Below are 13,140 nucleotides of genomic sequence, written 5' to 3' on the forward strand. Positions count from 1 at the left end.
CACCTGTGATTTCGCCCGGGACAAACCGGTCCTAACCGTGCGCGCGCACCCAGTCGAGCAGGCCGGGCATCGCGCGCTCGATCATCGCCAGCACGTTCTCGAAGCCCTCGTCACCGCCGTAGTACGGGTCCGGCACCTCCGCGCCGACTTTCGCCGACGGGTCGAACTCGCGCAGCAGCCGCACCTTCGCCGGGTCCTCGACGCGCCCGCGCAGGAAGTCGAGGTGCCCTTCGTCCGCCGCCAGCAGCAGGTCGGCTTCGAGGTCCTGGTCGTTCACCTCCGACGCGACGTGCTGCGTCGGATAACCGTGCGCCCGCAGCGTCGCCTGTGCCCGCCGGTCGGCCGGCTCCCCGGCGTGCCACGGCCCCGTACCCGCGCTGGACACCTTCACGACGTCCTCGAGCCCCGCCTCGGCGAGCTTCGCCCGGAACACCAGCTCTGCCATCGGCGAGCGGCAGATGTTGCCTGAACACACGAACACCACATTCAGCACGGGTTTTCCTTCACTCCTCGGGTGGGTGGCTCGGACACGAGAAAGCCCTCCAGGGTTCTCGGATCGCTGGAGGGCTTTCTCCGGTGTTTCTCGGGATGCGGGTCAGCGTCCGAGCTGCGTCAGGAACGCCGACCAGCCGTCACGCGTGGCCGTCAGATGCCCGGCCGGCCGGTCCTTGGTGTCGCGGATCCCGACGAGGTCGGCCGCCACGGCGACCTCCACGCAATTCGACGTGTTCTGTGACCGGCTCGACTTCCGCCAGCCGGTGAACTGCTGCTGTTTCATGCCTTCGTCTCCAAGTTGCCGAGGACATCAGCGATGAACGCACGTGTTTCGTCCGGACTCATCGCAATGTCCTGAACTCTATCGGTCGCCAGTCGGTAGGCCTCGACGTCGACGGATTCGTGGAAGAACAGGGCTGATCGCCGGTTTTCGATCTGAACCACCGGCGTGCGGTCGACGAATTCCAGAACATCGAACGGACCTTCCAGCGCGGGATGCCAGCCCGCGGACTCCGGGATGGCCCGAAGGGTCACGTTGCTCCAGCAGCTCGCCTCATCGAGTGCGCGCAACTGCTCCGCCATCACGGCTGGGCCACCGATGTTCCGGCGCAACGCGGACTCGTCAACCAGCGCGAGCAGCTCGGCCGGGCGTTCGCGTCGCATGATCACGTCACGGCGTCCGATGCGCACGGCAACTCGGGTTTCGATCTCTCCGGCTGGAACACCGCCGGCACCGATGATGGCGCGCGCGTAGCCCGAGGTCTGCAGGAGGCCCGGGATCAGCAGCGGCGACACGTTCACGATCCGAGTGGCGTCTCGTTCCAGTTCGAGCAGTGCCGCGAGCTGGCGTTGCTGCTCGGGCAGGCCTGAGGCGACCCAGTGCCGTCCGTCGGTGTTGCGCGAGAGCTCCACGAGTTCTTCGCGCAGCTCGTGGTCGGTGCCGAGCGCGCCGAGCACCGTGGCCACGTCCGTCGGTCGCGGGCTCCGCTCACCCGACTCCCAACGGCCGACCGTGGTGTGTGCGACGCCGATACGGGCCGCGAGCGTTCGCGCGCTGAGCCCCGCGTCTTCGCGAGCCCTGCGGAGTTCGGCGCCGATTGCGCGCGCTCGGGGACTGGTGCCAGCCATGTGCCATAGGAAACCACACGCAGAGTTGCGAACGGTTACCCCGATCGGTGCATTGTGCCGAACGGTGCCATCGATCATAGTTTCCCGGCTTCAGGCGGCACCGCATGGCACCAGGGCGGCACCGGCTGGAGACCAGGGAGGACCGAGGCATGGCTAGGGGGTCGGATGGGCACGAGGATTTCGGGTGAACTGTCGCCGGCGATGGTCGAGCGTGGGCTGTACGCGGTGCACTTCTGGGCGGGCGACACCCGCAACCACCGGTACCTGCGATCGCAGCTCGAAGACCCGGACCGCGGCACCTTCCAGCCTGGCTGTGTGCTGAGCAGCTTGATGATCCCGGCGCGCTGGGCGTTCCGGTCCGAACTGTCGTCGGACGAGCTCGGCGACGAACGCGACAAGTCCCGCGACTGCCGCGTGTGCTTCCGGGCGAGGCGATGACCGTGGGCTGGTGGATCACCGACGACGGCTGCGAAGTCGACACCGACCGCGAAACCGGCCGCCCCATCGACGACGCCGGCCGGCGCACCGTCGCCGAGTTCGCCGAGTGGGCCCTGACCGGCGTCGAACAGGGCCGCACCATCGACGACCTGGCCGACACCGCCCAATGCGGCGACGCCTTGATCCACCTCGCGATCCTCGTGGCCCGCCGCCACCGCGCCGCCAGCCGCGGCGCCACCAGCCGCGGCGCCGCGGGGGACCGCGCCGCGGGGGACCGCGCCGCCGAGGGCGGTCAGGTCGACGACACCGCCCGAGACCGAGCTGCCGAGGACCGCGCCTCCAGCCGCGGCGCCGCCGGGGACCGGGCCGCCGAGGTCCGCGCCGCCGAGGTCCGCGCCGCCGGGGACCGCGTTGCCGACGCCAGCGCCGCCGAGGGCGGTCAGGTCGACGACACCGCCCGAGACCGAGCTGCCGAAGACCGAGCTGCCGAAGACCAAGCTGCCCGCGACCGCGCCGCCGAGGACCGCGTTGCCGAGGACCGAGCGCCCGAGGACCGCGCCGCAGACGACAGCACCGCCGGGGGCGGCCTCGCCGAGGACGTCACCCACACCTGACCCACCCGCACCCAGCTCCCGGCCGCCGCGTTCCGCTTCCCCGACCAGGGCGCGGCGGCCGGGCTCCACCTCCACCGGCCGACGCCGCCCGACACCGGCCGACACCGGAGACCGCCGGGAGACCGCCGGCGAACAGCGGAAAACGGTGGAGGGCGGACACCCCCGGTGACTTCTCGGACGCCGGGGGCGTCCTGCAGCCTCGGGGTCCCGAGGCTGCCGCCGCCCTCGTGGGAAGATCCGGTGGTGCCTGCCCTAGCCGAGATCCTCGACGTCCTCGAACGCCACTACCCGCCGCGCCTCGCGGAGAAGTGGGATGCCGTCGGGCTCGTGTGCGGGGACCCGGCGGAGGAGGTCACGCGGGTGCTGTTCTGCGTCGACCCCGTCGAGGAGACGGTGACCGAGGCCGAGGACCTGGGCGCGCAGCTGATCGTGGCGCACCACCCGCTGCTGCTGCGCGGGGTGCACGGCGTGCCCGCCGACACGGTGAAGGGCGGTCTCGTGCACCGCCTCATCCGCGGCGGCCGCGCGCTCTACTGCGCCCACACCAACGCCGACTCGGCCGACCCCGGCGTGTCCGACGCTCTCGCGAACGCCATCGGCCTCACCGTCGACCGGCCGCTCGACCCGCAGGAACCCGGCGGCCGCACGGGCATCGGGCGGATCGGGCACCTGGCCGAAGCCGAGCCGTTCGCGGTGTTCGTGCAGCGCGTCGCCGAGGCGTTGCCGGCCACCGTGCCGGGTGTGCTGGGTGCCGGCGACCCGGACCGGCCGATCCGCACCGTCGCGGTGTCCGGCGGGGCCGGCGACTCCTACCTCGCGCGCGCGGCCGCCGAGGGCGTCGACGCGTACGTGACGGCGGACCTGCGCCACCACCCGGCCGGCGAGCACCTCGCGGCCGCGGGGCCCGCGCTGGTCGGGCTCACGCACTGGGCCAGCGAATGGCCCTGGTGCGGGCAGGCCTCGGCCCTTGTCGACACGGCCTTTGCGGGTAACGTCGACAGTCACGTCTCCACGCGGTGCACCGACCCGTGGACTGTCCGCGCGACCCCCGCCAGCTGACTCACCGCAAGTCCCCCCATTCACCAAGGAGCACCGTGAAGGCCGACCCCGCCGTCCAGCGCCAGCTGCTCGAACTCGCGAAGGTGGATGCCGAGCTTTCGCGCACCGCGCACCGCCGGCGCACCCTGCCCGAGCTCGCCGAGATCGACGCGGGCGAGAAGACCGTGCGCGAGAAGCGCGACGCGCTGGTGTCCGTGCAGACCGCCGCGTCGGACCTCGACCGCGAGATCGCCCGGCAGGAGAAAGAGGTCGAGTCGGTGCGGGCCCGCGAGGACCGTGACCGCAAGCTGCTGGAGTCGGGCTCGGTCAACGCCAAGCAGATGACCGACATCGAGCACGAGCTGCAGACGCTCGGCCGCCGCCAGAGCGCGCTCGAAGACGACCTGCTGGAGCTCATGGAGCAGCGCGAGGCCCTGGAGCTCGACGCGCAGCGCACCGGCGCCGAGGTCGACAAGGCCGAGGCGGGCGTCGCGGCCGCGATCGAGCGCCGCGACGAGGAGTTCAAGGACCTCGACACCACGCGCGCCCGCCGCGACGAGGACCGCGCGAAGCTGCTGCCGCGCTTCCCGGAGCCGGTGCTCAAGCTGTACGAGCGCGTGCTGGCCCACAAGGGCATCGGCGCGGCCCTGCTGCGTGCCCGCCGCTGCGGCGCCTGCCAGCTGGAGCTGGACCGCAACACCATCGCCGAGATCAAGGCGACGCCCGAGGACACCATCGTCCAGTGCGAGAACTGCGGGGCGATCCTGGTCCGTACGGTGGAGTCGGGCCTGTGACCGACCGGGTCGTCGTCGAGGCCGACGGGGGGTCGCGGGGCAACCCGGGCCCGGCCGGCTACGGCGCGGTCGTGAAGGACGCCGCCACCGGCGAGGTGCTGGCCGAGCGCCACGAGTACCTCGGCGTGGTGACCAACAACGTCGCGGAGTACTCGGGGCTCATCGCGGCGCTGACCGCGGCGGCGGAGGCCGGCGCGTCCATTGTGGACGTGCGGATGGACTCCAAGCTGGTCGTGGAGCAGATGTCCGGCCGCTGGAAGATCAAGCACGCCGCGCTGCAGCCGCTCGCGGCGCGGGCGCGTGAACTCGCGGACGGGTTCGATCGTGTCACCTACATGTGGATCCCGCGCGCAGAGAACTCCCACGCCGACCACCTCGCCAACGTCGCCATGGACAGCGGCACCGGCAAGGCTGCCACCCCGGCTCCGGCGCAGCACAAACCGCAGGTCAAGACCACCTCCGGCACCGGTGAGGCCGACCGCGTCGCCAAGGCCGGCTGGACCGGCGCGCGCGGCACGCCCACCCGCCTGCTGCTCCTGCGCCACGGCCAGACCGAGATGTCGGTCGACCGCCGCTACTCCGGCCGCGGCGACGTGCCGCTCACCGAGCGCGGGCGCGGCCAGGCGGCCGCGGCGGCGAAGCGGCTCGGCGCGTGGCCGGGCCTGGTCTCCGAGGACGGCGAGGCCGCCCCCATCGTCTCCTCGCCCCTGACCAGGACGAAGCAGACCGCGCAGGCCGTGGCCGACGCGCTGGGCACCCGCTTCGTCACGCACCCGGGCCTCATCGAGACCGACTTCGGCGAGTGGGAGGGCCTCACCTTCACCGAGGCCGCCGAACGCGACCCCGAGCTGCACCGCTGCTGGCTGCGTGACTCGTCGTGCGCGCCGCCCGGGGGCGAGAGCTTCGACGCGGTCCACGAGCGCGTCGGCCAGGCGCGCCGGGACCTCATCGAGCAGTACGAGGGCAAGACGATCATCGTCGTCAGCCACGTCACGCCCATCAAGACGCTGCTGCGGATGGGGCTCGACGCGGGCCCGAGCCTGTTGTTCCGCCTGCACCTGGACCTGGCGTCGCTCTCGATCGTGGAGTTCTACCCGGATGGCAACTCCTCCGTGCACCTCGCCAACGACATCTCGCACCTGTCGTGACCGCCTTCTGACCGGGGAAAGTGTGGGGCGGATCACCCTGGAGGACGACGCGTGAGCGGGCGCCGATCCGGTATTGGCTAGAGTGCTGTGTCGACCGCGGCGCCGCGGCGCGGGTTCCACCCGGGATCCTCATCAGGGGGGCGCAGGCTCGTGCGTTTCTCGGCAAGCTCTGCGAGTAGAAACAGTGACGAGGTAATGACCGCTAGCGCACTCACCGAAGCATCCGAACGCGACCTCCCCGGCGAGGACGCGCCCGTGACCGCCGTCGGCCTGCGCCACGGCTGGATCGCCTCCGTCCTGGCGGTGCTCGCCGGTGTCGCGGCGGTCGCCTGGCACGCCACGCGCTACGGCCACTGGATCGTCGACGACGCGGCCATCACGTTCTCCTATTCGCGCAGCCTGGCCGACGGCCTCGGCCCGGTGCTGCAGCCGGGCGCGCCGCCCGTCGAGGGCTTCTCCGACCCGACGTGGATGGTCCTGCTCGCGGGCGGGAAGCTCGTCGGCCTGTTCGACCACGGCCTGCTGTTCGGCATCCCCGACTACGTGCTGTTCCCGAAGCTGCTCGGCCTGCTGTTCACCGCCGGCATCCTCACGCTGTGCCACGTCGTGGCGCGGCAGATCTTCCCGCGTCACGCGTGGGCGGCCACGCTGGCCGTGGGGCTCACGCTGGCGACGATCCCGTCGTTCGTGATCTGGGTGGTCTCGGGCCTCGAGAACTCGCTGTTCGCGTTCGCGGTGCTCGGCCTCGCGGTGCTGCTGTTCACCGCGGTGCGCAAGGAACGCACGCTCACGTGGAAGGTCGCGGTGGGCGCGGGCGTGATCGTGGCGTTCGCCGCGCTCACGCGGCCGGAAGGCCTGATCTACGCCGCCGCGTTCCCGCTCGTCCTGTTGTACGGCGTGCGGCGCGAGGGTTTCTGGGTCAGCTTCCGCTACGCCGTGCTGTCCATTGTGGCTTTCGCGGTCCCGTTCGGCGCTTATGTGGCTTGGCGCCACAGCGAGTTCGGCGGCCGGTTCCTCGCCAACCCGTCGGTGGCGAAGAAGCAGGGCCTGCCCGACCTGATGTCGGTGGTCCGGCCCGGAACCCTGATCCTCTACGCCGGTGTCGCCGCCGTCGTCGTGCTCGCGGTGGTCGTGATCTGGGCGCTGCGCAAGGCGCCGTGGCGGCGTCCGCTGGCCGCGTTGATCACCCCGTTCGCACTCGGCGTGATCGCCTTCGGCGTGCTGATGCCCGACTGGATGGCGCAGTTCCGCTTCGCGACGCCGGTGTGGGTGCTGGGCGTGCTCGCGGGCACGCTGTCGTTCGGCGAGCTGCTGCGCACGGTGAAGGTGCGCTGGCGTGCGGTCGCGTCGGTGGTCGTGGTCGCCGCGGCGATCCCGTCGCTGGTCGGGTTCGTGCAGCAGTCCGACGAGTTCATCAAGAGCCCCACCGTGCCGGCGTGCCTCATCGCCGACCGCTTCGGCCGCGGCTTCAACACCTACGCCGACATGCTGGGCCTGCAGCAGGCGTCGCTGCTGCTGCCGGACCTCGGCGGCTCGTCGATGACCAGCCGGCTGCAGCTCGTGGACATGGCGGGCCTGGTCAACGCGCCCATCGCCGACCTCACGCACGACGAGAACATGGCGGGCCTGCGCGACTACGTGTTCGACACGGTCAAGCCCACCTTCATCCACTCGTGGGGCCCCTGGGCCGGCGGCAACGGCATCTCCCTCGACCCGCGCATCGACCGCGACTACTACCCGATTTTCATCTACCCGGGCCCCGGCCTGCGCAACGGCGACTGGGTCCGCAAGGACGCGGTGAAGGACCCGGCCAAGCTCCAGGCCGTCCAGCACTACGCGGCGACCACGATGATGGACGTCGAGGCCTACCGCTTCGGCAACGGCCTCGACGACTGCGGCCCCACGCTGGAGCCGGGGCAGACGATCCCGCCGCGGCCCTAGCCCGGCTTCGTTCGCTGGTCCACTCGTTGCCGGTGGACCGGCGCCGGGCCTACCTGCGGTGCATCGCCCGCGCCGCACGGACCGACGCCGAGCGGTGCCTGTCCGTCTTCAGCACCGACGCGCCGTTTCCCGGACCGCGGGCGCGCTTGCCCTGATCCGTCACGGCAGCACCAGCCACAACGCCGCAGTCGCCGCGGCCAGGGAGACCGGCGTGGTCAACGCGCCCAGCGCCGTGAACTCCCTCGCGCTCGGTGTGTGCCCGTGGCGGGCCAGCACGCGGCGCCACAGGAGCGTCGCCAGGGAGCCGAGGTAGGTCGCGTTCGGGCCGACGTTCACGCCGATCAGCACGGCCAGCAGCACGCCCGTGTTCGGGTGGTCGCCGAGGACCGAAAGCAGGATCAGCGTCGCGGGCAGGTTGTTGACGAGGTTCGCCAGCACGGCCGCGATGGCGGTGGTGAGCAGCAGCTCGGGCAACCCCGCGGTCGTCGGCAGGAACGCCTTGAGGGCGCCGCCGAGCCCGTGTTCGTCGACGGCCTCCACGGTGATGGCCAGGCCGAGCACGAACAGCACCAGCATCGGCGACGCTTCCGTGATCACCTGCCACGGCTTGATCTTGCGTTCGCCCAGCGCCCGCGCGCTGAGCACGAGCGCCGCCAGCGCCGCGACCCAGACGGGTTCGACGTGCACGAGCTGGCCCACACCGAAACCGACGAGCATCACGCCGAGCACGACGAGCGCGAACACCGGCGGCTCGCGGTGCTGTGGCTTTTCGGTGCTGCGGGGGCCCGCCAGGTCGCGTCTGAAGAACCGCGTGAACACGGCCAGCTCGATCAGGATCGTGACCAGCCAGGGCAGCGCCATCAGCGCGGTGAACCCGGCGAACGTCAGCCCGGACGCGGCGAAGGCCAGCAGGTTGGTCAGGTTGGAGACGGGCAGCAGCGTCGACGCGGAGTTCGCGAGGTGGGCGCAGGCGTAGACGTGCGGCTTCGACTCGAGCCGCAGCCCCTCCGCCGTGGCCAGCACGACAGGCGTGAGCAGAACGACGGTCGCGTCGAGGCTCAGCACCGCCGTCACGCCCGCCGCCGCGGCGAAGGTCAGCACGAGCAGCCGCTGGGGCCGGCCCCGGCAGACCTCGGCCAGCCGGCTGCCCAGCCAGGTGAACACACCGTCGATGGCGGCGAGGTGACTGACGAGCAGGATCGCGGCCAGGAACCCCATCGTCGGCAGGATCTCGACGACCCGGTCCCACGCGGCTTCCGGCGTCGTGAGCCCCACCGCGAGCACCACCACCGCGACGGGCACCGCGGCGACCGCCTCAGGCAGCCCGCGCGGACGCACCATCGCGAACGCCAGCGTCACGGCCAGGAGAACGAGCGAGACGACCGCGGCGAGGGGTTCGGGCACGCGAGAACGCTAATCGAGCCCACCCGGCGACCGGTGAGCGGCTGTTGAAGGTGCTGCCGCGGCCCGGCCTGCACACGGCCGTGTCGACCACACGCTGCCGGCTCGCCAGTGCGCCCGCGCCCATACGCCCCGCGGCTTAACGCGATCCCGCACGCCTCGGCGGAGCCGAGGCAGATGACTCAGCTGAGGCGGACAACACCGGTTCCGGGATTCCCTTGCCCTTCGCCAGTTCGCGCTCCTTCTCGCGGATCACCGGCAGCACGTGCTTCCCGAAGTGCTCCACGTCTTCCAGGTAGTGCAGGAAACCGAGCAGCAGCAGGTTCGCGCCGCGCTTCTTGTACTCGATGGCGCGGTCGGCGATGTGTTCCGGCGTGCCGATGAGCTGGGTGCGGAAACCGTCGTTGTACTGCACGAGGTCCTCGAACTCGGAGTCGGCCCACATGCCCTTGTCGTCCGCCGTGGACTTTCCCGCCTGCGCCACCGCGGAGCGGAACCCTTCGACGGCCGGCCGGTTCGCCTTCTCGATGATCTCGCGTAGCACGGCTTCGGCTTCGGAAGCCGTTTCGCGGGCGATGACGAAGCCGTTGAGTCCGAAGCGGACAGTGCGGCCTCGTCCGACGGCGCGGACGTCTTCGACCTGTTCGGTGAAACCGTCGTAGTCCTTGCCGTTGCTGAAGTACCAGTCGGACACGCGGCCGGCGACCTTGCGGGCAGCCGTGGAGTTGCCGCCCTGGAAGATTTCCGGGTGCGGGCGGCCGGGGGAGACCTCGGGCTTGGGCTTGATGTCGAAGTCGTGGATGCGGTAGAAGTCGCCGCCGAACTCGGCGTGGTCGTTCGTCCAGAGCTCGCGCACGGCGGTGATGAACTCCTCCGTGCGGCGGTAGCGTTCGTCGTGTTCGAGCCACGGTTCGCCCAGCTTGGTGAACTCGTCCTTGAACCAGCCGCTGACGACGTTGATGGCCGCGCGCCCGCCGGAGATCACGTCGGCGCTGGCCACGAACTTCGCGAGCACGCCGGGGTGCCACAGCCCGGGGTGGATCGCGGCGATCACCTTGAGCCGCTGCGTGGCCAGCAGCAGCGCGAGGCTGAAGCCGGTGGACTCGTGCTGGTAGGAGGCGCCGTAGCTGGCGGTGTAGCGGACTTGGGTGAGCGCGTACTCGAAGCCGTTGTTCTCGGCCAGGACGGCGAGTTGCTTGTTGTACTCGTACCCCCAGTCGGTGCGCTGCTCGATGTCGCTGGTGACCAGGCCGCCGCTCACGTTCGGGACCCAGTAGGCGAATTTCAGGGGCTCGTGCAGGTCTGGTGCGGACATGGCGCGAGTGAAACAGCGGCCCTGAGCAGCGTCAACGCACGTCCACGGCGTGGGATCATCCACAAAGGACCTTGCGGTGATCGACTTGAACCGGTCCCGGGCGGGGTCCGTACTCCCCTTTGCGGAGGGAGCTGGTGGCTCGTGGATCTGATCAACGTCGTGGAGCTCGTGGCGCTGGCGGTGATCGTGACGCTCGGCGTCGTCGAACTGCTCGCCCCGCCGCGCGCCCGTCCGGCGGTGCGCGGGTACGATTCACGCGCGGACGAGTTGGCTGGACGGTCGCGAATCGGGGTGACCCGGTCCGAGGAAAGTCCGGACTCCGCAGGGCAGGGTGGTTGCTAACGGCAACCCGGGGCGACCCGCGGGACAGTGCCACAGAAAACAGACCGCCCCCGTCTCCGGACGGGGGTAAGGGTGAAACGGTGGTGTAAGAGACCACCAGCACCCCGGGTGACCGGGGTGGCTCGGTAAACCCCACCCGGAGCAAGGCCAAGAGGGAGCTGCCGCTCCTGCGCAGGCGCTTGAGGACGGCCCGTCCGATGCCTGCGGGTAGGCCGCTGGAGCCTGCCGGCAACGGCAGGCCGAGATGGATGACCGTCGCCCGACCGGCCGCGAGGCCGCGCCGGGCACAGGATCCGGCTTACACGCCAACTCGTCCGCCCTGTCCTTCGCTGCAGGCTGTCGAAAACCCGCGGCCGGCCTCAAGGCAGAGGCACCTACCGCCCGGTAGCATCTGCTCATGGGCGAAGCAGCCGAAGCGGCGAAGAAGTTCAAGGGCACCTTCGACACCCTCCACTCCCTGATCTACTTCGTCCCCGAAGCCGAAGAGCACCTCACCGCCGCGGGGTTGCGGCCTGGGCGCATGACGTACTTCGCCAGCCGTTCGGCGCCGATGGGAGCTGTGGACGCCGGCGTGGTGGCCGCGACGTTCTACAACTTCAACCCCGAGATCGTCGAGCGCCACATCCCGCGCGCGTGGACCCTCGCCACGCCCGAGCAAATCACCGAAGCCCGCTTCAACGCCGTCGACGCCGCCCTCAGCAGGCTCCTCGGCGACGAGATCCACGCCGAAACCACCGCCGAAGCCGCCGAGCTCGCGCGCGAAGCCACGGACGGCTGCAGCCCGGAAGGCCGAGCCCTCTACGCCGGCCACGCGAGCCTCGCCTGGCCCGAAAAGCCGCACCTCGCTCTGTGGCATGCCCTGACGCTCCTGCGCGAGCACCGCGGCGACGCCCACGTCGCCGCCCTTGTGCTCCACGGCCTCGACGGCCTGGCCGCCCTCGTCACGCACGTCGCGAGCGGCGCCGGCTTCACGCCCGAAATGGCGAAGGGCACGCGCGGCTGGAGCGACGAGCAGTGGAACGCCGAGGTCGCGCGCCTGGCGAACCAGGGCGTCATCGGCCCCGACGGCGACCTCACGGACAAGGGCGCCGAGCTCCGCGAGCGCGTCGAGGCCGCCACCAACGCCGCCTCCGAAGGCCCCTGGCGGCACCTGGGTAAGGAAAAATCCGCCCGTCTCGCCGAGCTGTGCCGGCCGCTGAGCCGCGCCGTCGTCAAGGCCGGAGCGTTTCCCCGAGCGGTGACGTCTTCCCGATAAGGCACCTCTCGTGCCCGATGTCCGGCATCACGCTATGTAGTGAAAATCCTGGCCTGGCTTGCGCGTATCGTGACAAGCGCCTCACTGCTCCCGGCGACCCTGGGGCAGCGTGGTGGTGACACTGCGGGCTCGCTCGGGGAGGCCGAATGGGGCATGCCACACTGGGTCCGGCCGGATCCCGACCGCTTGGGAAGTACCGAGAGTGAGCAAAACACTCCCAGCAGGGTGAGTTCGTGGGTCCACTGCGAAATCCGGGTGGCCGGGGTTAATCCCAAGCACCCTTGCCACCATGATGGAGGGCGAGGAATTCTGACCAGACGACCCCTACCCCGCCCCGTGTCCACAAGTCGACATTAACGCAGCGCGCTTTGACCACTACCCCTTGTGACGCCATGATGTTGTTCGAGGCTTCGCCGAAGCCAGAACCGCGCGGGACCGTCCGCGCACCGGGAGTATCGCGATGATGACCATGACCACCCTCGAGACGCTGGCTGCCGGCGAACTCGGCACCGGAAACGTCCGAAACTGGTTGCTCGACAACATCGTCCCCCTGGTGTTGCTCGCCGTCGCGCTCCTGCTGCTCTGGCTCGGTGGCGGCAAGGGTGACAACGCCGGTGTCATGCGCAGGCTCGCCGGTGTCGTCATCGCGCTCGCCATCATCGGACTCGCGGTCAGCGGCGCCGGCGTCAACGTGGGCCAGTGGATCGCCGGCCTGTTCACGGGCTGAGGCGGAGCAGGCGTGCGTATCAGGACGGATGACGAGGTCTACCGGGTCGACGCCGTCTGGCTCGGCCCGCCGAAGGCGACTTTTCCCTGGAGGGCCCGCTACGTAGCGTGGCTCATCGGCATACCGGTCTTCCTGGTCGTGCTCACCATCGAACGGTGGGCCGGCTGGAGCTTCGGGTTCTTCTCCACGGCGTGGGCTTTCGTGGCCACGATCGTGATCACCCGGTTGATCACCGCCAAGATCAGCCACGAGCGCCCGCTGGGCGCGGTGATCGCGATGGCCGGCCGTGAGCTCAACACACCGCGTGAGAAGCCCGCGGGCACGGGCGGCGCCGTCAGCGCCAGCCGCATCCGCGTGCGGGCCGAGCGCCCGCTGCCGAAGCACAAGAGGAGGCGGCAGTACCGGCACCACGGCTACGGCCAAGGCACCGGGGTTACGGCCGGAGCACAGGGAGCACCACGAGCGCGCCGGAGCCGCCCCGCGGCTCGGGCCGGGAGGTAGTCG

General features: G+C 70.7%; 14 protein-coding genes and 1 other RNA gene. 10 read left to right on the forward strand and 5 right to left on the reverse strand.

What is annotated here, in order from left to right; all coding sequences use genetic code 11:
• Positions 1–31 precede the first annotated feature (31 nt).
• The 3 genes from AB0K15_RS33160 to AB0K15_RS33170 all read right to left on the reverse strand — a co-directional run bounded on the left by AB0K15_RS33160 (position 32) and on the right by AB0K15_RS33170 (position 1,623).
• Positions 32–493, reverse strand: a complete 462-nt coding sequence (locus AB0K15_RS33160) for a low molecular weight protein-tyrosine-phosphatase (RefSeq protein WP_364059429.1) — start codon at positions 491–493, stop codon at positions 32–34.
• Positions 494–595: 102 nt separating this feature from the next.
• Positions 596–778 carry a DUF397 domain-containing protein gene (locus AB0K15_RS33165; RefSeq protein WP_364059432.1) on the reverse strand — a complete coding sequence of 61 codons (183 nt, stop codon included), beginning with the start codon at positions 776–778 and terminating at the stop codon, positions 596–598.
• Positions 775–1,623 (reverse strand): helix-turn-helix transcriptional regulator, encoded by an 849-nt coding sequence (locus AB0K15_RS33170; RefSeq protein WP_364059435.1) that lies wholly within the window; start codon positions 1,621–1,623, stop codon positions 775–777. Before AB0K15_RS33170 ends, AB0K15_RS33165 begins: the two co-directional genes overlap by 4 nt.
• Before the next feature lie 165 nt (positions 1,624–1,788).
• Between AB0K15_RS33170 and AB0K15_RS33175 the strand changes: the two genes are divergently transcribed.
• The 6 genes from AB0K15_RS33175 to AB0K15_RS33200 all read left to right on the forward strand — a co-directional run bounded on the left by AB0K15_RS33175 (position 1,789) and on the right by AB0K15_RS33200 (position 7,596).
• A complete protein-coding gene (locus tag AB0K15_RS33175) occupies positions 1,789–2,061 on the forward strand; it encodes a hypothetical protein (RefSeq protein WP_364059438.1) in 273 nt (90 codons plus the stop codon).
• Positions 2,058–2,675, forward strand: a complete 618-nt coding sequence (locus AB0K15_RS33180; RefSeq protein WP_364059441.1) for a hypothetical protein — start codon at positions 2,058–2,060, stop codon at positions 2,673–2,675. The genes AB0K15_RS33175 and AB0K15_RS33180 overlap by 4 nt, the downstream gene beginning before the upstream one ends.
• 243 nt (positions 2,676–2,918) lie before the next feature.
• Entirely contained in the window at positions 2,919–3,734 is an 816-nt protein-coding gene (locus AB0K15_RS33185; RefSeq protein WP_364059444.1) for a Nif3-like dinuclear metal center hexameric protein, read from the forward strand.
• Between the two features lie 35 nt (positions 3,735–3,769).
• Positions 3,770–4,507 carry a C4-type zinc ribbon domain-containing protein gene (locus tag AB0K15_RS33190; protein ID WP_364059447.1) on the forward strand — a complete coding sequence of 246 codons (738 nt, stop codon included), beginning with the start codon at positions 3,770–3,772 and terminating at the stop codon, positions 4,505–4,507.
• Positions 4,504–5,655, forward strand: coding sequence for a bifunctional RNase H/acid phosphatase (locus tag AB0K15_RS33195; RefSeq protein WP_364059450.1), 1,152 nt, complete (start codon positions 4,504–4,506; stop codon positions 5,653–5,655). The genes AB0K15_RS33190 and AB0K15_RS33195 overlap by 4 nt, the downstream gene beginning before the upstream one ends.
• 195 nt (positions 5,656–5,850) lie before the next feature.
• Positions 5,851–7,596, forward strand: a complete 1,746-nt coding sequence (locus tag AB0K15_RS33200; RefSeq protein WP_364059453.1) for a hypothetical protein — start codon at positions 5,851–5,853, stop codon at positions 7,594–7,596.
• Between the two features lie 159 nt (positions 7,597–7,755).
• Here AB0K15_RS33200 and AB0K15_RS33205 read toward each other — a convergent pair whose 3' ends face one another.
• Positions 7,756–9,000 carry an SLC13 family permease gene (locus tag AB0K15_RS33205; protein ID WP_364059456.1) on the reverse strand — a complete coding sequence of 415 codons (1,245 nt, stop codon included), beginning with the start codon at positions 8,998–9,000 and terminating at the stop codon, positions 7,756–7,758.
• A gap of 136 nt (positions 9,001–9,136) precedes the next feature.
• A complete protein-coding gene (sfnG, locus tag AB0K15_RS33210) occupies positions 9,137–10,312 on the reverse strand; it encodes a dimethylsulfone monooxygenase SfnG (RefSeq protein ID WP_364059459.1) in 1,176 nt (391 codons plus the stop codon).
• Between the two features lie 263 nt (positions 10,313–10,575).
• On the opposite strand from sfnG, the gene rnpB reads away from it, so the two are divergent.
• The 4 genes from rnpB to AB0K15_RS33230 all read left to right on the forward strand — a co-directional run bounded on the left by rnpB (position 10,576) and on the right by AB0K15_RS33230 (position 13,137).
• Positions 10,576–10,971: RNase P RNA component class A (gene rnpB, locus AB0K15_RS33215), an RNA gene on the forward strand.
• A gap of 80 nt (positions 10,972–11,051) precedes the next feature.
• Positions 11,052–11,909 (forward strand): hypothetical protein, encoded by an 858-nt coding sequence (locus tag AB0K15_RS33220; RefSeq protein ID WP_364059462.1) that lies wholly within the window; start codon positions 11,052–11,054, stop codon positions 11,907–11,909.
• Between the two features lie 460 nt (positions 11,910–12,369).
• Complete coding sequence (locus tag AB0K15_RS33225) at positions 12,370–12,636, forward strand: hypothetical protein (RefSeq protein ID WP_285970229.1); 267 nt, start codon at positions 12,370–12,372, stop codon at positions 12,634–12,636.
• 12 nt (positions 12,637–12,648) lie between these two features.
• Positions 12,649–13,137 carry a hypothetical protein gene (locus tag AB0K15_RS33230; RefSeq protein ID WP_364059465.1) on the forward strand — a complete coding sequence of 163 codons (489 nt, stop codon included), beginning with the start codon at positions 12,649–12,651 and terminating at the stop codon, positions 13,135–13,137.
• The last annotated feature ends 3 nt before the right edge of the window (positions 13,138–13,140 follow it).

The organism is Amycolatopsis sp. NPDC049253 (genome assembly GCF_040678995.1).
Taxonomy (GTDB): domain Bacteria; phylum Actinomycetota; class Actinomycetes; order Mycobacteriales; family Pseudonocardiaceae; genus Amycolatopsis.

What these genes read in the sequence shown, in the direction of transcription:
- AB0K15_RS33165 (WP_364059432.1), bottom strand. Translation starts at nt 778, where the DNA reads ATGAAACAGCAGCAGTTCACCGGCTGGCGGAAGTCGAGCCGGTCACAG.
- AB0K15_RS33170 (WP_364059435.1), bottom strand. Translation starts at nt 1,623, where the DNA reads ATGGCTGGCACCAGTCCCCGAGCGCGCGCAATCGGCGCCGAACTCCGC.
- AB0K15_RS33175 (WP_364059438.1), top strand. Translation starts at nt 1,789, where the DNA reads ATGGGCACGAGGATTTCGGGTGAACTGTCGCCGGCGATGGTCGAGCGT.
- AB0K15_RS33180 (WP_364059441.1), top strand. Translation starts at nt 2,058, where the DNA reads ATGACCGTGGGCTGGTGGATCACCGACGACGGCTGCGAAGTCGACACC.
- AB0K15_RS33200 (WP_364059453.1), top strand. Translation starts at nt 5,851, where the DNA reads ATGACCGCTAGCGCACTCACCGAAGCATCCGAACGCGACCTCCCCGGC.
- sfnG (WP_364059459.1), bottom strand. Translation starts at nt 10,312, where the DNA reads ATGTCCGCACCAGACCTGCACGAGCCCCTGAAATTCGCCTACTGGGTC.
- AB0K15_RS33220 (WP_364059462.1), top strand. Translation starts at nt 11,052, where the DNA reads ATGGGCGAAGCAGCCGAAGCGGCGAAGAAGTTCAAGGGCACCTTCGAC.
- AB0K15_RS33225 (WP_285970229.1), top strand. Translation starts at nt 12,370, where the DNA reads ATGATGACCATGACCACCCTCGAGACGCTGGCTGCCGGCGAACTCGGC.